Here is a 21,749-nt window from a genome sequence, read left to right on the forward strand (position 1 = left end):
AATGGAAGGCGCCCCATGGTTCATCGAGACAAGCCCTCAGTGAAAGGAAGCAAAAGGATCCCTCATGCTAAAAAGGGCCCCCTCCTTCTAAGAAAGGGGCCGCCCCAACAGCATTACCGCACCCCCTGCGAAGTCCGGCGATCGTATTCTTTCACGAAAGCGGGCGGCACAATAATACATTCCTTCGATTGAGCGCTGGTAGGGGCATAGCTAATAGTCTGGGCCTTTAAAAGACGAAAGAGCTGATTATCAATCTCGTCCAGGGTAATACCCAATTTTGTATTAAGCCAGTTTTTTAAGTCCAGGACCCGTACTTTGTAACTTCCATCGTGAATTCGTTCGTTAACACGGAGCGCATAATCCACGATACCCCGGTTAATCCGATCCCGGGGGTTAGTGTTCAACAGATTTTCGATGTGCTCATTGGTTTGCCGGATCCGTTCGGACAGAATTTTGATGATCTTTAAGGCAAATTTCCCATTGGTAAGAATCATGTTTTCAAAGGCTTCCCGGTTTACTTCCAGAAGGCGTGTGTTTTTTATCGCCACAGCCGTAGCAGATCGGGGCTTGCCGTCAATAAGCGCCATTTCTCCGAAAAAATCATTGGGTTCTTCGATCACCTTGATTACCGATTCGGCCCCATTCACTTTAATGCGAAGCTCCACCGCCCCCTGGAGCAGGACGTACATATGTTCTCCCGGGTCTCCTTCGGTAAAGATTATCTCTCCGTTCTTATAAGTATGGATATTTTCCTGGCCCATAGTATGTAGTATAGTACGGTCCTCTACGGACACTCAATAATTGGGAGCAAAAAATCACCCTTCCTTCGTATCAGGTTCCACATGGATGGTTACCTCATAGTGGTATTTTTTACTTCCATTGGGAAGCCTCTCTATACTTTTTTCTTTTCCCCGTGATAGATTCTTTCCCGGGATATTGAACCATGGACGAAAAAACGTTCCTCGCATTTCATCAACTTCGGGAAGATTTTAAAAATTACTGCAAAACCTTACAGGAAAGGCTGCCCCATCTTCTTTCTCTCCAAAAGGAACTTATAGACCAGCGGGGAGAAAGCGCGTATCCTATCGAAACACCGGTAGTGTACAATCGTGAATGGGATGACATAGGCCCCCAGGATGATATTCGTCTTATTTTGATAGCAGACAATCCGGGCCGCCGGGAACAGGAGGCCAAAAATCGACGGTATCTTATTGGGCCCTCGGGGAAAATTCTAGAACGGTTTTTTCAGAAACACCCCGAATTAGGTGTTCAAAGCCGTAAACAAATTCTTATTTTGAATAAAACCCCTATTCATACGCCCCGGACCACGGATTTAAAATTTTTGAACCGAGAACCCGCCGTGGCGTCGCTTTTAATCGAAGGCCTTCGAAAAATGGCAGAATTTGCCTATCGGGCCCAGACAATTTTCCCCGCAATTCCCCTGTGGATTATCGGATATTCTGAAATGAGCAAGGGCAAACTATTCTGGCCCTATACGGAGCACCTGTTGCGGTTTTATGAACAGGACCCGTTTTCCTATAGCCGGCTGTTTCTCTTTCGCCACTTTTCAATGAATCAATTTACCATCGATCTGGCCCGTCATCGCACAAATAACGAGCCTGTACCGGAAACCCTTAGACGGCTCGGAGAAATGTATAGAAAGCGGGTCTTTCAACTATGAAGACAGGGTAGCTACTACTCGACAGCCGATGCGGGCGATGGGGCCGCAGGGCCCCTCGTCGAATATATATCAAACTGGGTCCTGCCTGGTTAGCCTTCTTGTGCCTCAAGTCCACCTATTCTGTGGCTCTTATTGTTCCTGAACCGTAAGATTCCGTACCCAGCGTTCTTTTTTAAGATACCATCGGGCGATAAGATACTTTACGATGTCGGTGGTTTTAATAATACCAAACATGAGGACCGGACCAAGGGGTGTAAAAAGGGTAAGCGCAATTGCCCCTGGAACAAACAACAGGGTATTCACCGAGACATCCACATACATTCCCAGGGCAGTGTCTCCCCCCGCTCGGCTTATGGCAAATTGGGCGTTTAACACCGTCCAGAGGGGCATGTACAGGGCAATAACAAGCACCAGACCAGAGGTTACCGAGCGGGCAGAGGGGGTTAAATTGGCAAAAACGAGGGGGATAAGACCGGTAGCTATGATTGCCCCCACTCCCACCACGACACCGGCCACTAAAGAACCGCTTAACAGCCAGCGGGCCCTATTGCGGGCCTCCTCAAGGCGTCCGGCCCCCAGGACCCCACCTACCACCACCGCAGTAGCGGCATGAATGCCATTAAACACTAAGAAAAAGATATTCGCGATGGTCCAGCCTGCGGCCATACCAGCCACGACCTCCGCGCCACCCCGGCTATTGTAGAGGGCGGTAACGACCGTTTCAGAAAGCACCCAGTTGAGTTCCGAAACAATCATCATCAGCGATTTCCCTAAAATGGTAACCATAAGGCTCATTTTTACCCGCCAGATATGCCACAGGGAAACAAAGAATTCCGCCCGCTTCCATCGGCTATAGGTTAAAAAAGCCGTAAGTTCCACAAGGCGAGCTATGATAGTTGCATAGGCCGCGCCGGCGACCTCGAGTCGGGGGGCCCCCAGGTTTCCATAGATAAAAACCCAGTTGCCAAAGGTGTTCACTAAGGTGGAAAGCACCGATATGACCAGCGGGATTGTGGGCAGCCCTACTTCCCGAAAGGACGTCCCGATAGAAGTAGAAAGGGCCATAGGAATAAAGGTGAAAGACACGAGTTTAAGGTATTGAACGGCATACACAATGATTTCGTCCTGGGCCGCATTGCCGTTGGTCATGAGGGCGATGAGCTTTTCGGGGATGGTCCACACCAGGACCATGTATACCAGGGTTACCAGGAAGGTCATAATCACCTTGAACCGGTAGGCCTGCTGCATCCCTGCCCTATCCCGAGCGCCTCGATACTGGGCAAGGTAGATTCCCCCCGCCCCACAGAGGGTCCAGGTCGCCACGAGATACACAAAATTCACCTGATTTGCCACATTGACGGCGGCCATTTTAATATCACCCAGGCCGGCCACCATAAAATTATCCACCAGCGATACCAGGCTCATGATAAGTTGCTGGAGCATCACCGGCAAAGCAATATGGAGCGCTTCTCGATAAAACGATAAGGGACCGAATTTTTTCATAAGGCCCTTAGGATACTATACATTTGATAATTATTTCAAGAGAAAAAGATGGGGTTTGTTGATTTTTTTCAAGAAACCCCGCCTGACCCCTACCAAGACATCTAAAGGCCCTTCCGGTCTCTTTCCTTACATTGAAAACGCCGCTTCCATGGCTCGTTTCCAACGGCGCAGCACTTCTTCTATTATCTCATCAATCTGGGAATTAACTCGCTGCCGCTCTGGATTCTCCAGGTACCAGGCCACCGATTCACGAATTCCCTGGGCAAAGGGAATCGTCGTTTTAAACTGGGGCACCAGGCGTTTAATCTTAGAATTATTAAACAACACACTATGACTTTTATCACCCAGAAAGTGGGGCCCCAACTCTGGACTTACCCGGGCTATGAACTCACTAGGAACATGAACAATCCGCGGTTCCACCCCTAAGGCGGCCGCCAGATTGTGATGAATCATATCCCAGGAAAGGGCTTCGTCCCCCGTAATGGTAAAGGCTTCACCGATTGCGGCGGGTTGCCCTAAAAGGCCAACCAACCCTACCGCAAAATCCCGGCTATGGGTAAGGGTCCACAGGGACGTTCCATCTCCCTGAACCACCACCTCTTTGCCCTGGAGCATGCGGGCGGCCACCGTAAAGTCAGAACTGGTCCACGCGGTGGGAATCCACTCCCGGCAATAGGTATGAGATGGCCGAACTATGGTCATGGGGAAAGCTTTATCCCGCCAGGCCCGCCACAGAATTTCTTCACAGATAATTTTTTTCTGCGAATATTCCCAATAGGGGTTCCACAGCGGCGTAGATTCGGTAATCACTGGATGGAGGGGCGGCTTACGATAGGCCGAAGCGGTGGAAATAAACACATACTGGGCGGTCTTGCCTGCAAAAAGCCGGATATCCCGTTCTACCTCGTCGGGGTTATAGGCGATAAAATCCACCACCGCATCAAAGGTTCGATGGGCAAGCTCATCTTTGACATGAGCTTCATTCTGCACATCCGCCTGGATAAGCTCTACCTGAGCCAGCTGTTTGTCCACCCTTTTACCCCGGTTCAGATGGGTAACTTTATAGCCCATCTCAAGGGCCCGAAGGGTACAATCGTAGGAAAGATTCCCCGTTCCACCAATAAAAAGGACCTTCATAAAAATGAGTATACCCCCTTTCCTCTGAAAATGGAAGAGAAAAACGGGGCACCAGCCCCTGGAGAGGGCCCTGCCCTTTTCTGGGCACCCTTCCTAGTAGCAATCCATAACCTCCAGACTTTAAAAAATCTTTTATCAGGAAAGCGCCTTTTTTTGTGATGCACCGTTCTCACAGAGCGTTCTTTTGCAAAAAGACAAAAACCGTAGTAAGATTAAGTACAGAAGACCTAACTAAGACTTATGGGAGCCACCCATGCGTAAAAAAGCAAGTGACATCATCGTCCAGCTTGTGTCAGCCCTTCAAGGGGCCCCCTACCCCAGTAACATCAATAATGAACTCTATTCCATCTGGTACGAACATGCCCAGATTGCCGCCCAAGAGGCTCTCCACTATGTGGAACGAAAACGACGAAAAGAAAATCGTCCCCGTCAGGATGATCGTTTAGATGAACTTATCGATAGGAGCCGCTAGAAAAGATGCCCATGGGAAAAACCTGGTGATACAAATTTTATAAAAGGCATATCACAGAAGGGCCCCGCCGTTCTTCCAGGAGCTATAGTTCAAAGTGCTGATAAGGTGTTGTTGGGCCCCCACTACCGCCGCTTCTGCCGCAGTCTCCAGGAGCTATAATTCAAAGTGCTGACGAGGTGAGGGTAATCTTTTTCTTTTCTTCTTTTATTCCCCATAGCGGGTCTTTCAAAAATTCATTGCCAAAGTGGTAAAAGCGTGTTACAACAAAGAAAGATAACCCTTTTTATTAAGGGTCCCCGTTGGGGAAAAGAGAGGCCTTCACGGCAGTATACGTCAGCGAAGCACCTCGGGAAAACGAAAAAGTAAGGAGCTCTCTATGGAACAGGATCTTAAAAAAGCGGGAATGAAACGGTGTTATGCCTGTATTCAGTGGGAAGGGCAGCGCACCTATTATGCGGATAAACAACTTATCAAAGTAGATGTGGGCCGGACGGGGAACTGCCTTGTTCTCCACAAACAAGTTAAGGGCTCCCATTCGTGTGAGGAGTTCTTTCCTCTTCGCTAAAAGGTTTTCTTCGGCAAAAGCGCTGGTGCAGAAGGACATTGCACGGGCGTGTATCGGAATCGAAGGGACACCCAGGGGAGGCGCCAGGGTGTCTCTTTTTCTTTTAGATTTTGAAAGAGCCTTAAAAAGGTGAAAAGTTCTGCCTTTTTTCGCATATCGTAATGGCAAGATAAGGGCTCCCACAGCGGCCCCTTCTCTTTCATGCCCCAACGGAGCCCTCAAAGAGGCAGCGCTGGGCGGGGCACTTTCTTAACTGAGAAGTCCCTTAATAATCAGGTCCGTTGCCTCATCTTCGGTAAGGCCCCGGCTTAAGAGGGTTTCCAGCTGCTTAGAATCCACTGAGCCAATGGCCGCTTCGTGGGTAACATGGGCCCGGTGGTCCTTTACAAACACGATAGGAATGGCCCGGGCCTGGGCTTCTCCCTGGACAATCTCCTTACAGTCCACATGGCCCCGAGCAAAGGGGGCCTCTGCGATTATCTCGTTTTCTATAGTGGCCTGGGCTCGGTCCTTTAAGGCGATGTGACTTGTGAGAACGCCGGTGGAACCTTCCCCCTCAAGCCGCACCGCCTCCCGAATGTGGATAGTATCCTCCAGTCGGCCATAGAGGCGGGCCTTCATGTCCAATGTGGCACCGGCCTTACACACCCCCTCATAATCGAGTTTCACTGTGCCGGCGGCCCCTTCGATAAGTTCGAATTCGGTTGTATACCGGGCATCTTCTTCCAGGTATACCTTTGTCTTAGGTACAATAAGCACCCCACCCCGGGGGCCATGGACATGCCGTTCAAAATATCCCAGGAAAGCCCCCTTCCCAATGTGGATTTCCGCCTCCATACGGTGTTGTACATCCACCGCATTGGGAAACGTGCAGTGGGCGATGAACCGGGCAGAGGCCCCTTCTTCTATCACGGTGTGGGAAAGGATTCTCTGGACTCCCTGATTCGGTAGCAGGCCAAAACAAAAATGAACGGGGTTTTTAATATGAACTCCCCGCTGCACCCGAATTTCCACCGCCACCCCATCGGGGAGGCTCCGGGACGAAACTTCAAGGCCCGGGACCAGGTGGACCCCCAGCACTTCATTCCCATGAATTTCCACATGGGCCACATCGGGACCATAGTGATGCTGTTTTATGGACGCTAAAAGTTCTGCTACTAATTCCGTATTTGCCATATTTTACCCACCGGCGAGACCTCGCCCCTAATTCTTATCTACCTCTGGAAACCCTATATGGGTACAGGGAGTACACTTCCCGTTAAAGTATTCATACATCCGTTCCATGGGGCCCTTATCCACCACCATCCCGGCACATAACAAAAAGGCATGGTCGGCCTGTTTAAGCACATCAGGACTATGGGTGATAAGAAGGACCGTTGTTCCCTGTTCCTTTAATTTTTGAATCACCGTAAAAATATGCTGGATTGAATCGATATCTACCCCACTATCGGGTTCGTCCATCAGCAAGAGACGGGGCTGCATGGCATACACCGATGCAAGCTCTATTCGCTTGCGTTCGCCCCCGGACAGGGTACGATCCACCGCCCGGCCCATATAGCGAGCCGGGTCAAGCCCCACTATCGAAAGGGCCTCTTCTACCACAGGGCGCTCTTTCTTTTTTGCCCCGGCGAGGATAAAGTCCACTACTCCCAGCCCTTCAAACCGGGCGGGTTCTTGAAACACCAGGGTAATGCCCCGGCGGGCCCGCTCATCCACCGACAGGCCTTTAATAGACTCTCCCTGGAAACGAATATCCCCTTCAATATCCCGATATCCTGAAAGGCCCATTATGGTCTGGGCAAGGGTTGATTTTCCTGCCCCATTAGGGCCAATCACCGCGTGAACATATCCTTCCCAGATATCCACCGAAACATCCCGTAACAGGGCCTTTCCCCCTTTTATAAGAGAAACCTGTTTCAACTCTAAAAGATTCAAAATGCTCCCCCCTTATTAAGCTTCGGGGCTTTTTGTGGGTCTTCGTTGTTTGGGCGCCTTACCCTATCAACCAACCCAAACAGGACGACCCATGTTGATTCCTAAGCTTTACTCCACATCCACGCCAAGCCAGATTTTAAGCACATACCCCAGACCAAAGGAAAAGGCCGCCACTCCCAAACTGATAAAGGCCATTTCAAAGAAGCGCCGCTTAAAATCCAGGTCCTTCGCAACGGAAAGATAATAATTGAACAACATGATGATAAGAATGACAATGGCCAGGGTTAGTCCGAGGCTTATAAATTTAGCGTCCAGGAGCAGGTAGGGAAGAATCATCAAAATGACCGTAATAAGGTAGGCTACCCCCGTGTAAATGGCAGAGGTGGCCGCCCGACTATCCCCTTCGGCCTTCGACGAAAGATAATCCGAGGCGGCCATCGAGAAGGCCGCCGAAACGCCCGTCACCAGTCCTGCCAGGGAAATCGTTTTAGTGTTTCCCAGGGCAAGGGTAAAACCCGCCAGGGCTCCCGTCAATTCCACCAGAGCATCGTTCAGTCCTAAAACAATGGATCCCACATACTGTAAGAGTTTCTCATCCAACAGGTTGAGGAGACTTTTTTCGTGCTCCGCCTCATCGTTCATAATCTGACGCACTTCCGGATAGGCCTGGGCAAGGATTTCGTACCGTTTAGAGGCGGTTCCCTCATTTTTTTCCATCCGTTTGAGCACGAAGGTAAGCCCAAACAGGCGGGCCATAAAAAGGGTCCTCCAGATTTTCCATCGATTCGGTTTTACGGTTACCCCCGTCTTACCCTGCCAGTACTCGGAGTGCCGCTTCTCCGCCGCCCCAATGTCCCGAAGGACCTGGGCATTATGGGGATCCTGCACCATATCTGCCAGTTTTGTGTACACATAGTATTCGGTCAGTTCCGTTTTCTGGGCCGCAATCGCCGCCCATCGAATCGTTTTTTCATCCATAAAAAGCACCTCCTAGGCGAACTTGTAGCCAAAGCGACGGAGTAATTCCTTCCGTTCCTTTTTATGATGGGCCTCTTCCACCCCCTTCGGGCTTGAACCATCGATTACTCCCATGATACCCCGGCCCTGTTCAGTCACCCCCACCACGACCTGCACCGGATTCGCGGTGGCGCAGAAAATTCGGCACACCTCGGGACAGGCCTTTATTCTATCCAGCACATTGATAGGATAGGCATTCCCCAGGATGAGATAAAAGGTGTGTCCCGCCCCCACCGCCTGGGCACAGGCCACGGCGGCCTGAACCAGGGTTTCATCGTTCCCCTCGGTACGGATAAGGCAGGGGCCGGAGGCTTCATTAAAGGCAAGCCCATACTGGATGCCTGGCACTGAAGCGGCAAGAATTTCGCCTATATCTTCCACGGTCTTAATAAAATGGGCCTGTCCCACAATCACGTTTTTATCCTGCGGGACCGGTAGGGATACTACTTCAAAAGAAAGGGCCATAGGAACCTCCTTCCAGCGATGACCAGGGGAACACCCCCTGTCTTCCACTGCTTAATGACTATCTTTAAGCACATCCAGGTCTAGTTCGGCGGCCGTACAGGGTACCGTAATACCCCAGTTCTCAAGCACCTGAGGGTGGAGTTCCCCGTATACTCCTACTTTTACTCCTCCACAGAGCACCGCCGCAACCCGGCCCGGGATAAAGCGACTGTCCGTAACTTCTGCCACTTCGTAGGACCGATTAAGGTAATAGAACAAAGCCTGGATCTGACTGGCTACCACATTAAAGTTAGCCTCCGGAGCGGCATGCAAAAAGCCCAGGTACTGCCGGGTGGCAACCCCATAGTTCTCCGAACTATCCCGATAGGCCACCTTGCCTACCTCGAATATTCTGTGGGGATACACCGCATGACCCGAAACAGATTCGGACATGAGTAGAGAAGGGAGCACCGAATCCCGGACATACTCGTAGTTTTCCGTCATGGGATTACTGATCCGTACAATGGAAGAGCCATCCCGGCACATCTTTTCGATAAAGTCTTTTTTCGAACCCAGATAGTTATAAATCATCTCCTGGTATCCCAGGCCAATCATGAGTTCCTTCACCTTGCGGCTAAAAAGGGTTATCGGCGTAAGCCGGCCAATGGTAAAATCCTGAGGCTTAAGGGGCATAAAATTGTTAAGCCCCCGGCCAATCATCACCTCTTCTACCACATCGGCGGCGTGGAGAAAGTCGTTACGATACTCCGGCGGATACACCCGAATCCCCGGCTCGGAACGAGCTTCCCGGGCCTCTCGATCCTCTGCGGCCTCGGCCCGCACCCCCATCCGACGGAGCGCCCCAAGACAGGCCTCCTGGTCCAGGGCCTCTCCCAGGAAACGATAGATCCGGCTCAGGGAACAAAAGAGGGTCTCCTGGAAATAGTAGGGGAAGGTCACCTGCTGGCCAAAGGGGGTATCGTAGGGATACTCCACCAGCACCGGCTGAACCGTCCAGCCCGCATCAGCAAAATCGCAGGCGGTGATGCTGATAGCCAGGGCCAGGGACTCCATATCGGTACCCGTCATTTCCACAAAGAGTTCATCGTCCCCCACCTCCACGGCCCCAATGCGGGCGCTGTTGATCACCGGTGGAAACGAGAGGGTCTCGCCCGCCGAATCGGTAAGGTAGGGAAAGCGGGGGAAGCCCGCAACGATATGGCCGTATTCTATGCCTTTTGGATGCTTCTGACAGATTTCGCGAAGGGAAAGTTTTTCTTCCATTCCCAGGGGAACAAAGCGGGTAGCATCGGGGTCTGCCGCCACATACCGCACGGGCCACTGAATGAGGGCAGTCCGATACACCCCCATGGCAATGGAACGCCGTTTGCGGCCAAAATTCCAGCAGAGCTTTTCCTGGGTCTGGATTACGTCTTTCAGTTGGGCCTCATCAATCTTTTTACCCTTTACCACAAAGGCACCGATATAGGGACGAATATCCTTCAGGGCCCCATCCACTATCACCCGATAGGTGGTGGGTAAGGCCTGCCCCGGACGGCTAAAAAAGGGATAGGCAGGGATCGGCGCCGATCGATGGTACAACCTGAGTTGCCGGGCAAGTCCCGCGGTGGACCAGAGATCGGGGCGGTTCGTATCGTTCAATTCAATTTTAAGAATGCGCGCAGATTCGGGAAGGCTCTTGTCAGAGTCTTCATCCAATTCCGCCTTGGCACAGGTAAGGGCTTCTTCAAAGGCCTCCCGACCTTCCCATCGATATCCTATGAGGGAATACAACAACTGTTCATGTACTTCTATCTTTGGCATACCAGTAACTCCTGAGGATTAGAGGCTTTCCTTCGTCCGGCGCAGCCGTACCGCTTCGATATCATAACTAAAGAGTTCCCGTAGATCGTTGAGGCCCAGGGCCATCAGGGCCATCCGATCGATACCGATACCCCAGGCCGCTACGGGCACGTTCACTCCCAGCGACTGGGTTACCTCGGGACGGAAAATCCCGGACCCCCCTAACTCAAACCAACCGAGGACGGGATGCTTGATATGAACCTCCACCGATGGCTCCGTAAAGGGGAAATAGCCCGGCACATACTTTACTTCCTTGGCTCCGGCTACTTCTGTGGCAAACATCTCGAGCATCCCCAGAAGGGTGCGGAGATTTACATCCTCTCCCAGAACTATCCCTTCGGTTTGATAAAAATCCGAAAGGTGGGTCGCATCTACCCGGTCATAGCGGAAACAGCGCACAATACCAAAATATTTCCCCGGAATTTTCGCTTTGGGAAGTTGCCGGGCAGAGAGGACCGTTCCCTGGCTTCGCAAAATAAGCCTGCGGGTAAATTCCCGGTCAAAGGTATAGCGCCAGCCCCGGCTTCCCGTATCACCGCCGTTCTCATGGGCCGCCGCAACCCGGCTTAACCAGGGCTCTTCGATATACTGGGCCTTCTGTGGTTCCGCCACATAGTACACATCATGGATATCCCGGGCAGAATGGAACTGGGGCATAAAAAGGGCATCGGAATTCCAGAATTCCGTTTCCACCAGGGATCCATCAAATTCTTCAAAACCCAGGGAAACCAGCTTGTCCTTTACATCTTCCAGGAATCGCGCGTAGGGGTTAGAGCGGCCCACTAAAAGACGGGTAGGAGGCACCTGAATGTTATATGAACGGAATCGGCCATTTTTCCAGGCCCCACTGGCTAACAGTTCAGGGGTGAGGGCGCCAATTTCATCTCCCGTGATTCCCGCCTCTTGCAGGGCCTGGAACACCGCCTGCCACTGTTCCGTAAAGGTGTAAATCACCTTTTCCCGTTCCACAATGCGGAAAGCGCTATCGGCGGCCCCCCGCTTTTTGGCGATACTTTTCATAAGTTCCCGCTCTTCCGGCGAGAGGTTCTCTTCCTTTAGCAAACCACTGCTGTCTTCGCCTTTGCCGGTTCCCTCCCGGAGCTTTAGCGCCCGCTCGAGGAGCCCCCGAATCAGCCGGAGTCGCTGGCTTCCGGGTCCTGCGGTTGGTAAACCATCCGCCCCGAGGCTACAGCCTGGAGCAAGGCAAACCCGCTTCTGTTCATCCATTACTACCAGGTTTGCCTTTGACAAAAGGCCATAGGCGCTTCCCACATCCTTGTTTTCCAGCTTCAAGCGCTGGGCAAGTTCTCCCATCGTCAGGGCCCCTTCCTGGGCAAGAAGGCGCAGAATTCGTTCCTCCGGAGTTCCCTCTCGGGCCCAGAGTTCCCCCAATTCGGTTAACTCAAAAAACACAAGTGGTTCCCGCCGGATTTCCTGAATCAAGCCTTTTCCCAGGAGCCACGAAAGGGCCTGATTCCCATTGCCCGGCTTAAACTGTAGCTCTGCCTCTACTTTTTCGATACTTAATTCATCCCCTCTTTTGTAGTGCCGAATAATCCGCACCTCCAGGGGATGCAGGTTCTTTACCGTGTTCTGGATATCCATGAGAACTCCCGTACCAATGTGCTATACCATCTAACGTATCCTAGAAGGGCGCCTCTGTAAAGAGAGGAAGAAGAAAGCCCACCTGGAGCTTTACTCCCTCCTGATACAGCTTACCTCATCCCCACAGTATCATCCCTCACCTCCTGAATCGGTGTTGGAGACTAGGCAACCCCGGTTCTGTTAATCCGCCACGCGCCAAGCAAGGAGCCGCTTTTCATTTAAGGACTTGCGTTTTATAGTTACCCTATGAAGAGCTTAACGAAGGAATTGTGGTTTGAGACAAAACAACGCCGGGAATTTATCAACATAACAGACCAGGTGGAAGCCCTCGTTGCGGCCTCGGGGGTTCAGGAAGGGCTGTGCTTGGTAAACGCCATGCACATCACAGCAAGTGTCTTTATTAACGATGACGAAAGTGGACTCCATCGCGACTTTGATATCTGGCTTGAAAAACTAGCCCCCCATGAGCCCGTTTCGTCGTATTACCACAACCGGGGAGAAGATAACGCCGATGCCCACATGAAGCGGCAAATTATGGGACGAGAGGTAGTCGTCGCCATTACCCAGGGAAGATTGCATCTTGGCCCCTGGGAACAAATCTTTTATGGTGAATTTGATGGTCAGCGCCGAAAACGGGTGCTGGTAAAAATCATTGGGGAATAATCCGACAGGCCCCAAAAGAAGAGTAGTTCCACCTCTTTACGTCTCTCGCGCCATTAATGCACCGCGAAGGGAACCACATCGGTAATAATAACCCGGAAGCGGGCCTGGCATGTCCAGCGTCCCGCCTGTATCCAATAGCGGGGAAAGGAAGCGAGGGCAATGTATCCGTGGGCTTCCTTTGGGCGGTTCCGCTCGGTCTTTCGCAGGTAGGCCCGAATGGCGGCCCGGGCCGCATCCTCCAGGGCCCGGCGCTTACCGTCGTACCAGGGTCCCGGAACGGGCGCCCAACCTCCGGCGGCAAGCCCATCTTGAGAAGGAAGGGCGCTTTTCTCCGGGGAATCGGAACTAGCCCCGCCGGTGGAGCGGCCTTTCCTCAAAGAGTTATCCCCCTCCTCGCCGGGAGAAGCCCCCGGTACTGTGGGCAAGCCACCTCCATTGGGAGCAGCCTCTGCCCCTGCAGGGCCGGGCCCCGAAAGAGCTCCGGTCCCCACCCCTTGTAAAAGAAGGATCTGCCCTGATTTCCAGAAAGCAAGCCGGCGCTCTTCTTCGGGGGTTGGTCGGTACTCTACCCAGATGGCAAAGGTAGATCCCTCTACCCGCGCATCGGTCACAGAAAAGCGGGGGTCCCCCCAGCGGATAGTGCCCTCCGAGAATAGCTCGAGCTTTTCTTCAATCTGTCGGGCCCGCTCGCCTATCTCATAGGCAAAGCGCCAGCCATAAATGTGGGCAGAAACATTCAGAAAGGCCTCTTCCAGGGCTCGCTGGTGCGCAACGGTCGTATCTAATGGACCATGTTCCTCTAAAAACGAAAGATATACCGGTTCTAAATCGATACGGACCTCGCCCCGCACCACCGCTTGGGCATTTATAGGGGAAGAAAAAATTAAAGCAAAAAAAACTATAAAGAGGAGTACCATCTTTCGCTTTTTACCCCGCCCTGTGTATTTATCGCGCCTACCCAATTTTTGGGGACTCAGCGGGGTAGCTCGTTTTTAGACTCAACGCCCCCGCTCACTCCCTCTATTCCCATTCAACATTCTAGGAGCGGCGCACCAGATATCTCCAGGGATTAACCCCAAAACGGACCAGGAAATACAGCCAGCCAAACAAGAAACCCGCCAGATGGGTTACATGGGCTACTCCATTCTGGGTTCCCGTAATGGCAGAAAAAAGTTCCAGGGCGGTAAAACCAAGGACCATCACCGGCGCCCGCAGGGGAAGGATACCCCAGAGAAAAACCACCGAATCAGGGAAAAAGGTCGCATAGGCCAATTGCACGGCAAAAATTGCGCCGGAAGCCCCTACTAGATAGGTAAAATAAGAACCGGTGAGCAAAAAAACCCCGAACGAAAAAAGCCCCGCCAGAATACCCGTAACAAGATAATAGAGCAGAAACTCCTTGGAGCCCACATGGCGTTCCATGGGGATTCCAAAGAAGAAAAGGCCCAGCATATTAAAAAGGAGATGAGAAATACTCCCGTGGGTAAACATGTACGTCAGGGGCTGCCAGAACATACCAAAGCGCACCATCGCCACGGGATTTAATGCGAGGTACGAAGTTGCCTGAGCAATCAGATTCTGTACCAAAAAAACAAGCAGGTTAATTCCGATAAGGATTAACACCACATTATCATATCGATAGCGCAGCGGTTTCCGGATAAACTGAACAAGCATGATACAAAGATACGGCAAGAACGCTTTTCAGGTCAACAAAAAATTGTCCCTTAATTAAGAAGCTGCTATCCCAGGGAGCTTTTCAGTTCCGGGGCACATCGATGGAAATCCGATTCCTCCCTTCTTGTTTAGAACGGTACAAGGCGCGGTCAGCCCGATCCACCACCTGTTTTGGGGATGCATCCACCAGCGGATCATAACAAGCGATGCCACCGGAGATAGTGATATGGAGTTTCTGTCCTTCAAATTCCAGGGGCGCCTGTTCTATGGCTTGCCGAATTCGTTCGGCAATCTGAAAAGATATCTTTTGAATCTCCGCAGAAGGATTTTCTTCCACCACTAATACTACAAATTCTTCTCCTCCAAAACGAGCGGCAATATCAGTAGAACGAATATGGTCGGCAATGATATGGGCCGCTTGAACAAGCACATAATCTCCACAGGTATGGCCATAGGTATCATTGAATTTTTTAAAGAAATCGATATCAAACATGATTATGCCAAAATTACGGAGGGGATTTTCAAAATTATTGAACCGTTCCTGAAGCACCGTAAACAGGTAATGCTTCATGCGGAGCTTAGTCATCATATCGGTGGTGGTCATTTCAAACAGGAAGGCGTTGTTTATTGAAATAGCCGCAAGGGTGGCAATGTTTAAGAGATATTCCCGCTCATAGGGATCAAAATCACTATCATCGATCCGTTCCCCGAGCATAAGGATACCATTGATCTGCCCCTTTGCCTTTAAGGGAACCAGCAAACTGGGTTCCAGCCGTTCGATGTGCTCAAGACCTTCTAAGGGCCCCAGTTCTCGATGAATATCATCCAGGGTATAACAGCCATACTTTTGAGAAAAGAAGGTGATAAGCTTATGATCTTCCGGGATTGAATAATCAAGAGAGTGATCCACATCAAAGCCTTTGTAATTACGCTGCAAGGAAAAAGCTGTAGCGTCCAGATTCTTTTTTGCAAAGATAGCCGCCCGAATAACCTTCATTTGAGCCATACATATAAAGAGGATAGAATCGATAAGAATCGCGTAATCTAGGGTAGAATTCAAACTTTTAGAGATTTCCAGGAGCTGCTTCAAATCATAAATCTGTTTCTCGTAATCCACATAGAAGGGCTCATACACATGTTCCACTAGTTCAGCGGGGAGCTCCTGGGACGAATCGGATTTATTCATGGTCCCTATTATATCACCCCTTTTTAGAAAGTACAAAATTTTACTATACAGTTATCTCCATTTTTTAATAAAATGCAAGGGTCTGAAACCATTTTTTAGTTAAAAATGCATGTGTGGGAAGGCCTGAGCTACAATTTGCCGATATTCTTCTATAGTTCTGGCTTGAACAACGGCATTTCGCAGATGGGATGCCCCGGGCATGCCTTTAGCGTACGCACAAAACTGCTTGCGCATTTCCCGGCATGCTATATCTTCCCCTACATCCAGAACCCTCAGTTCTAGCTGACGAAGGGCCCATTGAAGCCGTTGTTCTACCGGAACAGGGTCGTAATAGCCCTTTTCTAAAAGCTGTCGGGTCTCGGTAAAGATAAAGGGGTTTCCCATAGCCCCACGGGCAAACATGATGGCCGCGCAGCCCGTATATTCAAGCATGCGTTTCCCGTCTTCTGGGGTAAACAGGTCCCCTGAACCGATAACGGGGATGGGTACAAGACTTACAAGATGAGCAATATACTCCCAATTCGCCTTTCCTGAATATCCCTGCGCTCGGGTTCTCGCGTGGAAACCTATCGCTGCTGCCCCCGCCTCTAGTGCTCGTTGAGCCACGAGGGGATAATTTATCGATGCTTCGTCCCATCCTGAACGAATTTTTATCGTTACCGGGACCCCTCCCAGATATTTTTGAGTAGCCAGGACTACCGATTCCACCACCCTTGCAAGCCGATCTGGATCCCGCAACAGGGCAGCCCCTGCCCCACTTTTTACTACCTTAGGAACAGGGCAACCACAATTGATATCCACCATTGCTGGTTGATAGGGCTCAAGAAGCGCTACTGCCCGGGCCATGGTAGCGGGGTCGGAACCAAACAACTGAACCACATAGCAACGCTCATTGGGGGCCCTGAGGAGCATCTGGGCAGTCTTTTTTGAGTCCCGCACAAGGCCCTCCGCAGAAATCAGTTCAGTACAGGTAAGGTTCGCCCCCGCTTCCACACAGATAGAACGGAAGGCCCGGTCCGTATAACCGGCGACAGGAGCAAGAAAAAGATTTCCCTCCAGATTCACCGAGCCAATCCGCAGGGGACGGTACAAGCATTCACCCATAGTGAAAAAACATACCCTTCCCGGGACGTTATGCGGGCAAACCAAAGAAGCGGTTTGAATTCTCCCAGAGAATAGCCGCTAATTCTTCCTCATCCATATCGAGCATCGTCGCAAGGTAACGGGCCGTGCTGGGAAGGTACTTCGGCATGTTGCGCTTCCCCCGGAACTCGGCGGGCACCATAAAGGGACTTTCCGATTCTATCAAAATTCGATCCAGCGGCAAGATCCTCACCGTCTCGTGGAGGTTCCTCGCATTGCGATACGTAAGATTCCCTGCAAAACTAAAATAAACATTGAGATCCAGGGCCTTTTCCGCATAGGCCGCATCCTCTGAATAACAATGGAGCACCCCTCCTTTTGGAGGAAGGCGGTCCCGCAAAATCTCCAGCACATCTTGACCGGCCTCTCGATTGTGGATGATCACCGGCAAATCTAATTTTGCCGCCAGTTCAAGCTGGGTGATAAAAAGCTCAATCTGAGACTTCTTATCCCCAAATTTTCGATAATAATCCAGCCCAATCTCTCCGATCGCGACCACCCGCGGGAGTCGCACGCTCTGTTCGATTGTTTGAATCCAGTTTTTACCTGGATTTTGCACCTCCGACGGAGAAACCCCTACCGCGTGGTAGACATTCGTCGCCGATTTCAGGTTTTCGTATACCTGGACAAAGTCGTGCAAACTATTACAAATCGAAACAATCCGGGTCACCGAAGCTTGCCGGGCTTCTTGAATAACAATAAGTTGTTCAATAGGGTCATCATAGATGAGCCCTATATGGGCGTGAGTATCAAAATACTGCATGGCTTAGTCCAAAAGTGTTATGATAGGGGGCTTCCAAACTGGATACTATTACTATACCACAAGAGTTTTTAATCGTCAACGAAAAATAAAAATTACTATGGAGAGACAATGGATGATTTGACATATTTTTAAATTAACTGGTATAATAAGCAGGATTTTATTAAGTACATAATGTTATTAGAAGGGAGCAAGAGAGTGGCTTCGGTGCATCGTTATAAAAAATTAGAAAACTCCCTGTTCAAAAAAACAGGGCGTTTCTTCGTTCGGCTAGGGAGAAGTATTGGAGATGCACTGCGCGCTTTTTTTCATTTTGGGAGAAAGAAGTATTCAATTGTCGTCGTACCTCATTCGGAAAAGCGGGTATACAATTTACAGATAAGTATCTTTTCCTTTGCCCTGGTTCTTCTGGTGTTAGCAGGAATTGTGGGGGCCTTTTTCTGGTATGGGGCGTTGTATAGCGGCACCCGGGGGGCCCTGGTTGAAAACGAAAGTAAATTAAAGGAAGCCCAGGCCAACCTTGATATGCTGCGGGACGAAACGGCCAATCTTCTGCGATCTGCCAAGAGTTTTGAAGCGGCCCTTTCTTCTACCCTTTCTACGCTGGGGCTTACTTCTAAACCTGCTACTACCAGTTCTGCGCAGCAGGGAGATCTCAGTTCTTTTTTTGAGATAAAAGAAACCGCCCAGGGGACCTTAAAAGAGGTGAGCGAATTGCGTCGCTTATCAGGCTATCTTTCCTCTGCGGTGGATCCGCTGAAAGAGATAGGCAATCTCCTGGATTCCCAGAATACGCTTCTGACCGATATCCCCAGTATATGGCCTATTCAAGGAGGAATCGGCCATATATCAATGTACTTTGGTCAAAACATCAATCCCTTCACCGGCCAATGGTATATTCACAAAGGGGTAGATCTTTCCACCTATCGACAGGGGGATCCAGTGGTAGCTGCAGCGGATGGCCAGGTGGTCACGGTAGATTATGATATAGGTGGCTTCGGCAATTATATCATTATAAAGCACAAACATGGTTTTTATACCCGCTATGCCCACCTCCAGGCATTTAGGGTACAAAAGGGACAAAAGGTTCAGCAAGGACAGGTAATTGGATATATTGGCAATACGGGGCTTTCTACGGGTCCTCACCTCCATTACGAAGTTCATATAGGTTCCGATGTGGTGGATCCCATGAAATATCTTAACATTCGGTCTACCTTAGCCCGAAACACGGTAAAATAACATCATGGCACGACAGACAGGGAATGACCTCATTGTTAATACTATTATCGGAAGTGGTAGCTTTATTCAGGGGACTGTAACAGCCGGTGGTTTTTCCCGCATCGATGGTAGTATTCGAGGCGATCTTACCGTGAAAGGGAGACTTGTTATAGGAGAAAGTGGCCGTATTAAAGGAGACATTCAGTGCACAGCCTGTACCCTCGGAGGCGTAGTTATAGGAGACATTCTAGCCCCGGAGGGAGTTGTCATTCTTTCCACAGGGATACTTATCGGTACTGTATATACAAAAAAAATCAAAATTGAGGATGGAGCTATCATAAAGGGGGCTATCGTAGGAAGTAGCAGCCCGGAGGATTGGGAAGAACGGGTTACTACCTATCGGGATGCCCAGAGCATCCGTGAAGCCAGCAGAAGCGGTATATGACCAGGGTTGAAGTACCAGAAGGAAGCCTTTCACTGAATCCCCACACCTATGGAGTTGCCCAGGGAGAAGCCCGTAAGGCCCGACAGGAGGGCATAAAGAAAAAGCCCCCGCTCTTCAAGACAACCCTTGATAAGGCCCAAGAAGAAAAGACGACGGAAGCGCTGGAAACTGGCGAAACGGAGAAACCCCTTCAGGAACTGCTTGACGAAGTCACCCAGGCGGGGGAAGCCCTGAAAGAAAAGCCCCTCCTTGATCGAATAGTAGCATACAAAGAGGCGGTTCGGCGTTTTATGCACTATGTAGTACACCATAGCTTTGACATAGAAGAGAAAACCAGTGGTTTTAATATTTTAAAACGAAAAAAATACACCCTTTTAAAAGTAATCGATACCCGATTAGAACAACTAGCAGCAGGAATTCTTTCTGGACAAATATCTCAAATCCAGATTCTAGCCCAGCTAGATGAAATAAAGGGCTTATTAATAAATTTATTAGAGTAGAAACTAATATCCCGGCACAGGAGCCGGGGCGATAGAGGTAATGAGACATTTGTTAGATCAGGAGTAGCTATAATGCAAGGAGATACAGTTTTCGATGACCTTCCGCCGGAGGATCATTTTGAAGAAACCATAAGCATTGCCACACCCATAACAGGGGAGACAAAACCTATAGAGCCATCGGTGCCCCTCTATCGGGCCCGTCTTCCCTACTCCCACGAGACATTTATTGCCATGTACGATAAATCGGTTTCTTTATCTACGGGGATGATGGTTGTGGTCCCTACCCGTTACGGGAAAGATCTGGCCCAGATCATCGGGCCCATTACTAACACAGGGAGCTATACGACCGCAGAGGTGGTCCAGATCGATCGAATTGCCCAGTTACGGGATATCCAAAAGGCAGAACAGGACAAAGCGAAGGAACAGGAAGCGTACCGGATTTGCAAAGAAAAAATTGCCGCCCACAATCTAGAAATGAAGCTCGTGGCGGTCCACTATCTTCTCGAAGACTCTAAAATTCTTTTCTTCTTTACTGCCGAGAACCGGGTTGATTTTCGGGAATTGGTGAAAGATCTAGTAGGTGTTTTTAAAACCCGCATCGAACTGCGTCAAATCGGTGTTCGAGATGAATCGCGGGTTATTGGTGGGCTGGGGGTCTGTGGACGACCCTACTGTTGTCACAGCGTTTCAGACAAATTAAAACCGGTCTCTATCAAGATGGCAAAGGACCAAAACATTTCCCTTAACTCGATGAAGATTTCCGGTCCCTGCGGGCGTCTTCTGTGCTGTCTTGCCTATGAATATGGTTTCTACAGTGAGCAGCGCCGCCAGATGCCCCAGGAAGGGTGCAAGGTATCGTACCAGGGAAGCATCTGGAAGGTTACCGAAGTAAATCCCATAGCAGAAACAATCAAACTCACCGCCGACGACGGGAGACTGGTCCAGTTACCCTTAGAGGTATTCGAGAAGGTTGAAAACCGCTGGAACATAAAAGGAGAGCCCGTCGCTTAATTCACAGAAAGGGGACATTTCCTCTCCAGGGGCTTTTCCCCTTTCGCCAAAGCTTTTACCCTATACCAAAGACCGCATCTTTTCGGCGGTGTCCCCTAAGGTACAGCCACTAGTCCCGTATCTCTTTAAGAAAAAAGAGTCTATTTCATAAGGTGAGCCACCACAAGCACGCCGAGACCATCATCCCGATAGGGAGCACCCGTAAAATCTTCATATACTTTAATATTCGTAAAAGAATGTTTTTCGAGCAGAGGAATACAATCATCCAACAAGAGGGGATACAGTTCGTTGCTCCCTTCGAATACCATTTCTTCGGTGGAAGAATAGAGGCGTCCTTCAAAAAGAATTTTCCCATTGGACAGTTTCTGGTATTGCCGTTCGAACCTGCAGCGGGAGGTTTTAATAGGAGGCAAGTGGGGATTCTGAGTTTTAAGTATCTCCTTATAATTCACAAACTGTAAAATCACCGTTGCGGGGGTCTGACACAGACGCACCATGGAGCCAAAAAAGGTATCGATAGTCCCCAGAGAATCCAGATGTACCAACGTGTTACCGAGACAAAGGAGCGTATCAAACGAACGAGGAGGAAACCAGGAATCCACTTCCCGCATATCCATGCAAAGAAACCGGGCATTGCTTTTAGGTTCTGGGTTTTTTCGGTTAGCACTTTGAATCATCGCCCAGTCGCTATCAATCCCTGTTACTTCTAGCCCCCTTCGAGCAAGGGCTATGGCGGTTCCGCCGGTGGCACAGCCCACGTCGAGGATTCGTTGGGGATAGGAACGAGGTGGTAGATGAGAAACAATAAAATCGATGCGCTGTTGAGTAACGGGGAAAATTTCGTCATAATACTCAAGCAGGTTTTCATAAAAGGGGTTTTGATCTGTCATCCTTCAATTCAACTCCTTTTAACTCACTTTTAATAGT

General features: G+C 50.2%; 23 protein-coding genes. 8 read left to right on the plus strand and 15 right to left on the minus strand.

The features are described from left to right. Positions 1-113 precede the first annotated feature (113 nt). Entirely contained in the window at positions 114-761 is a 648-nt protein-coding gene (locus tag C5O22_RS03955) for a Crp/Fnr family transcriptional regulator (RefSeq protein ID WP_132779896.1), read from the minus strand. A gap of 182 nt (positions 762-943) precedes the next feature. Here C5O22_RS03955 and C5O22_RS03960 point away from each other — a divergent pair, with 182 nt between their 5' ends. After that, positions 944-1,681, plus strand: a complete 738-nt coding sequence (locus C5O22_RS03960; RefSeq protein ID WP_132779897.1) for a hypothetical protein — start codon at positions 944-946, stop codon at positions 1,679-1,681. 129 nt (positions 1,682-1,810) lie between these two features. On the opposite strand, the gene C5O22_RS03965 is transcribed toward C5O22_RS03960, so the two are convergent. Continuing rightward, a complete protein-coding gene (locus C5O22_RS03965) occupies positions 1,811-3,184 on the minus strand; it encodes an MATE family efflux transporter (RefSeq protein ID WP_132779898.1) in 1,374 nt (457 codons plus the stop codon). Positions 3,185-3,310: 126 nt separating this feature from the next. Continuing rightward, complete coding sequence (locus C5O22_RS03970) at positions 3,311-4,321, minus strand: SDR family oxidoreductase (RefSeq protein ID WP_132779899.1); 1,011 nt, start codon at positions 4,319-4,321, stop codon at positions 3,311-3,313. Positions 4,322-4,574: 253 nt separating this feature from the next. Between C5O22_RS03970 and C5O22_RS03975 the strand changes: the two genes are divergently transcribed. Both C5O22_RS03975 and C5O22_RS03980 read left to right on the plus strand, forming a co-directional pair. Next, entirely contained in the window at positions 4,575-4,793 is a 219-nt protein-coding gene (locus tag C5O22_RS03975) for a hypothetical protein (protein ID WP_132779900.1), read from the plus strand. Positions 4,794-5,169: 376 nt separating this feature from the next. Then, positions 5,170-5,358 carry a hypothetical protein gene (locus tag C5O22_RS03980; RefSeq protein ID WP_132779901.1) on the plus strand — a complete coding sequence of 63 codons (189 nt, stop codon included), beginning with the start codon at positions 5,170-5,172 and terminating at the stop codon, positions 5,356-5,358. Positions 5,359-5,607: 249 nt separating this feature from the next. Here the strand turns inward: C5O22_RS03980 and C5O22_RS03985 are convergent, their stop codons facing one another. From C5O22_RS03985 to pheS, 6 genes are all read right to left on the minus strand, one after another. Beyond that, positions 5,608-6,534 (minus strand): SufB/SufD family protein, encoded by a 927-nt coding sequence (locus tag C5O22_RS03985; protein WP_132779902.1) that lies wholly within the window; start codon positions 6,532-6,534, stop codon positions 5,608-5,610. A gap of 27 nt (positions 6,535-6,561) precedes the next feature. After that, positions 6,562-7,293, minus strand: a complete 732-nt coding sequence (locus C5O22_RS03990; RefSeq protein WP_132779903.1) for an ATP-binding cassette domain-containing protein — start codon at positions 7,291-7,293, stop codon at positions 6,562-6,564. Between the two features lie 108 nt (positions 7,294-7,401). Next, complete coding sequence (locus C5O22_RS03995; protein ID WP_132779904.1) at positions 7,402-8,271, minus strand: VIT1/CCC1 transporter family protein; 870 nt, start codon at positions 8,269-8,271, stop codon at positions 7,402-7,404. Positions 8,272-8,283: 12 nt separating this feature from the next. Then, positions 8,284-8,775 carry an adenosine-specific kinase gene (locus C5O22_RS04000; RefSeq protein ID WP_132779905.1) on the minus strand — a complete coding sequence of 164 codons (492 nt, stop codon included), beginning with the start codon at positions 8,773-8,775 and terminating at the stop codon, positions 8,284-8,286. A 51-nt stretch (positions 8,776-8,826) separates the two neighbouring features. Next, positions 8,827-10,578 carry a phenylalanine--tRNA ligase subunit beta gene (gene pheT, locus C5O22_RS04005; protein WP_132779906.1) on the minus strand — a complete coding sequence of 584 codons (1,752 nt, stop codon included), beginning with the start codon at positions 10,576-10,578 and terminating at the stop codon, positions 8,827-8,829. Between the two features lie 18 nt (positions 10,579-10,596). After that, on the minus strand, positions 10,597-12,222 hold the full coding sequence (gene pheS / locus C5O22_RS04010; RefSeq protein ID WP_132779907.1) for a phenylalanine--tRNA ligase subunit alpha: 1,626 nt from the start codon (positions 12,220-12,222) through the stop codon (positions 10,597-10,599). A 246-nt stretch (positions 12,223-12,468) separates the two neighbouring features. Here pheS and C5O22_RS04015 point away from each other — a divergent pair, with 246 nt between their 5' ends. Then, on the plus strand, positions 12,469-12,885 hold the full coding sequence (locus C5O22_RS04015) for a secondary thiamine-phosphate synthase enzyme YjbQ (RefSeq protein ID WP_132779908.1): 417 nt from the start codon (positions 12,469-12,471) through the stop codon (positions 12,883-12,885). Positions 12,886-12,938: 53 nt separating this feature from the next. Here C5O22_RS04015 and C5O22_RS04020 read toward each other — a convergent pair whose 3' ends face one another. From C5O22_RS04020 to C5O22_RS04040, 5 genes are all read right to left on the minus strand, one after another. Then, positions 12,939-13,802 carry a hypothetical protein gene (locus C5O22_RS04020; protein WP_132779909.1) on the minus strand — a complete coding sequence of 288 codons (864 nt, stop codon included), beginning with the start codon at positions 13,800-13,802 and terminating at the stop codon, positions 12,939-12,941. Positions 13,803-13,923: 121 nt separating this feature from the next. Beyond that, complete coding sequence (locus tag C5O22_RS04025) at positions 13,924-14,559, minus strand: rhomboid family intramembrane serine protease (protein WP_207895343.1); 636 nt, start codon at positions 14,557-14,559, stop codon at positions 13,924-13,926. A gap of 82 nt (positions 14,560-14,641) precedes the next feature. Beyond that, a complete protein-coding gene (dgcA, locus tag C5O22_RS04030) occupies positions 14,642-15,745 on the minus strand; it encodes a diguanylate cyclase DgcA (RefSeq protein WP_132779910.1) in 1,104 nt (367 codons plus the stop codon). Positions 15,746-15,844: 99 nt separating this feature from the next. Next, positions 15,845-16,849, minus strand: a complete 1,005-nt coding sequence (dusB, locus tag C5O22_RS04035) for a tRNA dihydrouridine synthase DusB (RefSeq protein ID WP_132779911.1) — start codon at positions 16,847-16,849, stop codon at positions 15,845-15,847. Between the two features lie 28 nt (positions 16,850-16,877). After that, the gene (locus C5O22_RS04040) at positions 16,878-17,651 is read right to left on the minus strand and encodes a TatD family hydrolase (RefSeq protein ID WP_132779912.1); all 774 of its coding nucleotides are present in this window, start codon (positions 17,649-17,651) and stop codon (positions 16,878-16,880) included. A gap of 195 nt (positions 17,652-17,846) precedes the next feature. Between C5O22_RS04040 and C5O22_RS04045 the strand changes: the two genes are divergently transcribed. The 4 genes from C5O22_RS04045 to C5O22_RS04060 all read left to right on the plus strand — a co-directional run bounded on the left by C5O22_RS04045 (position 17,847) and on the right by C5O22_RS04060 (position 20,822). Continuing rightward, on the plus strand, positions 17,847-18,887 hold the full coding sequence (locus C5O22_RS04045; protein ID WP_207895344.1) for a M23 family metallopeptidase: 1,041 nt from the start codon (positions 17,847-17,849) through the stop codon (positions 18,885-18,887). Between the two features lie 4 nt (positions 18,888-18,891). Then, positions 18,892-19,311: a bactofilin family protein gene (locus tag C5O22_RS04050; protein WP_132779914.1), complete on the plus strand. Its 420-nt coding sequence runs from the start codon at positions 18,892-18,894 to the stop codon at positions 19,309-19,311. Beyond that, a complete protein-coding gene (locus tag C5O22_RS04055) occupies positions 19,308-19,811 on the plus strand; it encodes a YaaR family protein (protein ID WP_132779915.1) in 504 nt (167 codons plus the stop codon). Before C5O22_RS04050 ends, C5O22_RS04055 begins: the two co-directional genes overlap by 4 nt. Before the next feature lie 72 nt (positions 19,812-19,883). Then, the gene (locus C5O22_RS04060; RefSeq protein ID WP_132779916.1) at positions 19,884-20,822 is read left to right on the plus strand and encodes a PSP1 domain-containing protein; all 939 of its coding nucleotides are present in this window, start codon (positions 19,884-19,886) and stop codon (positions 20,820-20,822) included. 140 nt (positions 20,823-20,962) lie between these two features. On the opposite strand, the gene C5O22_RS04065 is transcribed toward C5O22_RS04060, so the two are convergent. After that, complete coding sequence (locus C5O22_RS04065) at positions 20,963-21,712, minus strand: class I SAM-dependent methyltransferase (protein ID WP_132779917.1); 750 nt, start codon at positions 21,710-21,712, stop codon at positions 20,963-20,965. Positions 21,713-21,749: the final 37 nt, after the last annotated feature.

Origin of the sequence: Treponema sp. J25 (assembly GCF_004343725.1) — a bacterium.
Taxonomy (GTDB): Bacteria; Spirochaetota; Spirochaetia; order Treponematales; family Breznakiellaceae; genus J25.

Excerpts from the sequence above, each read along its gene's own strand:
- C5O22_RS04000 (WP_132779905.1), bottom strand. The coding sequence starts at position 8,775 with ATGGCCCTTTCTTTTGAAGTAGTATCCCTACCGGTCCCGCAGGATAAA.
- C5O22_RS03965 (WP_132779898.1), bottom strand. The coding sequence starts at position 3,184 with ATGAAAAAATTCGGTCCCTTATCGTTTTATCGAGAAGCGCTCCATATT.
- C5O22_RS03955 (WP_132779896.1), bottom strand. The coding sequence starts at position 761 with ATGGGCCAGGAAAATATCCATACTTATAAGAACGGAGAGATAATCTTT.
- dusB (WP_132779911.1), bottom strand. The coding sequence starts at position 16,849 with ATGGGTGAATGCTTGTACCGTCCCCTGCGGATTGGCTCGGTGAATCTG.
- C5O22_RS04055 (WP_132779915.1), top strand. The coding sequence starts at position 19,308 with ATGACCAGGGTTGAAGTACCAGAAGGAAGCCTTTCACTGAATCCCCAC.
- C5O22_RS04040 (WP_132779912.1), bottom strand. The coding sequence starts at position 17,651 with ATGCAGTATTTTGATACTCACGCCCATATAGGGCTCATCTATGATGAC.
- C5O22_RS03980 (WP_132779901.1), top strand. The coding sequence starts at position 5,170 with ATGGAACAGGATCTTAAAAAAGCGGGAATGAAACGGTGTTATGCCTGT.
- C5O22_RS04065 (WP_132779917.1), bottom strand. The coding sequence starts at position 21,712 with ATGACAGATCAAAACCCCTTTTATGAAAACCTGCTTGAGTATTATGAC.
- C5O22_RS04025 (WP_207895343.1), bottom strand. The coding sequence starts at position 14,559 with ATGCTTGTTCAGTTTATCCGGAAACCGCTGCGCTATCGATATGATAAT.
- C5O22_RS04050 (WP_132779914.1), top strand. The coding sequence starts at position 18,892 with ATGGCACGACAGACAGGGAATGACCTCATTGTTAATACTATTATCGGA.
- C5O22_RS04020 (WP_132779909.1), bottom strand. The coding sequence starts at position 13,802 with ATGGTACTCCTCTTTATAGTTTTTTTTGCTTTAATTTTTTCTTCCCCT.
- pheS (WP_132779907.1), bottom strand. The coding sequence starts at position 12,222 with ATGGATATCCAGAACACGGTAAAGAACCTGCATCCCCTGGAGGTGCGG.
- C5O22_RS04060 (WP_132779916.1), top strand. The coding sequence starts at position 19,884 with ATGCAAGGAGATACAGTTTTCGATGACCTTCCGCCGGAGGATCATTTT.
- C5O22_RS04015 (WP_132779908.1), top strand. The coding sequence starts at position 12,469 with ATGAAGAGCTTAACGAAGGAATTGTGGTTTGAGACAAAACAACGCCGG.
- C5O22_RS03975 (WP_132779900.1), top strand. The coding sequence starts at position 4,575 with ATGCGTAAAAAAGCAAGTGACATCATCGTCCAGCTTGTGTCAGCCCTT.
- C5O22_RS03985 (WP_132779902.1), bottom strand. The coding sequence starts at position 6,534 with ATGGCAAATACGGAATTAGTAGCAGAACTTTTAGCGTCCATAAAACAG.
- C5O22_RS03970 (WP_132779899.1), bottom strand. The coding sequence starts at position 4,321 with ATGAAGGTCCTTTTTATTGGTGGAACGGGGAATCTTTCCTACGATTGT.
- dgcA (WP_132779910.1), bottom strand. The coding sequence starts at position 15,745 with ATGAATAAATCCGATTCGTCCCAGGAGCTCCCCGCTGAACTAGTGGAA.
- C5O22_RS03960 (WP_132779897.1), top strand. The coding sequence starts at position 944 with ATGGACGAAAAAACGTTCCTCGCATTTCATCAACTTCGGGAAGATTTT.
- pheT (WP_132779906.1), bottom strand. The coding sequence starts at position 10,578 with ATGCCAAAGATAGAAGTACATGAACAGTTGTTGTATTCCCTCATAGGA.
- C5O22_RS03995 (WP_132779904.1), bottom strand. The coding sequence starts at position 8,271 with ATGGATGAAAAAACGATTCGATGGGCGGCGATTGCGGCCCAGAAAACG.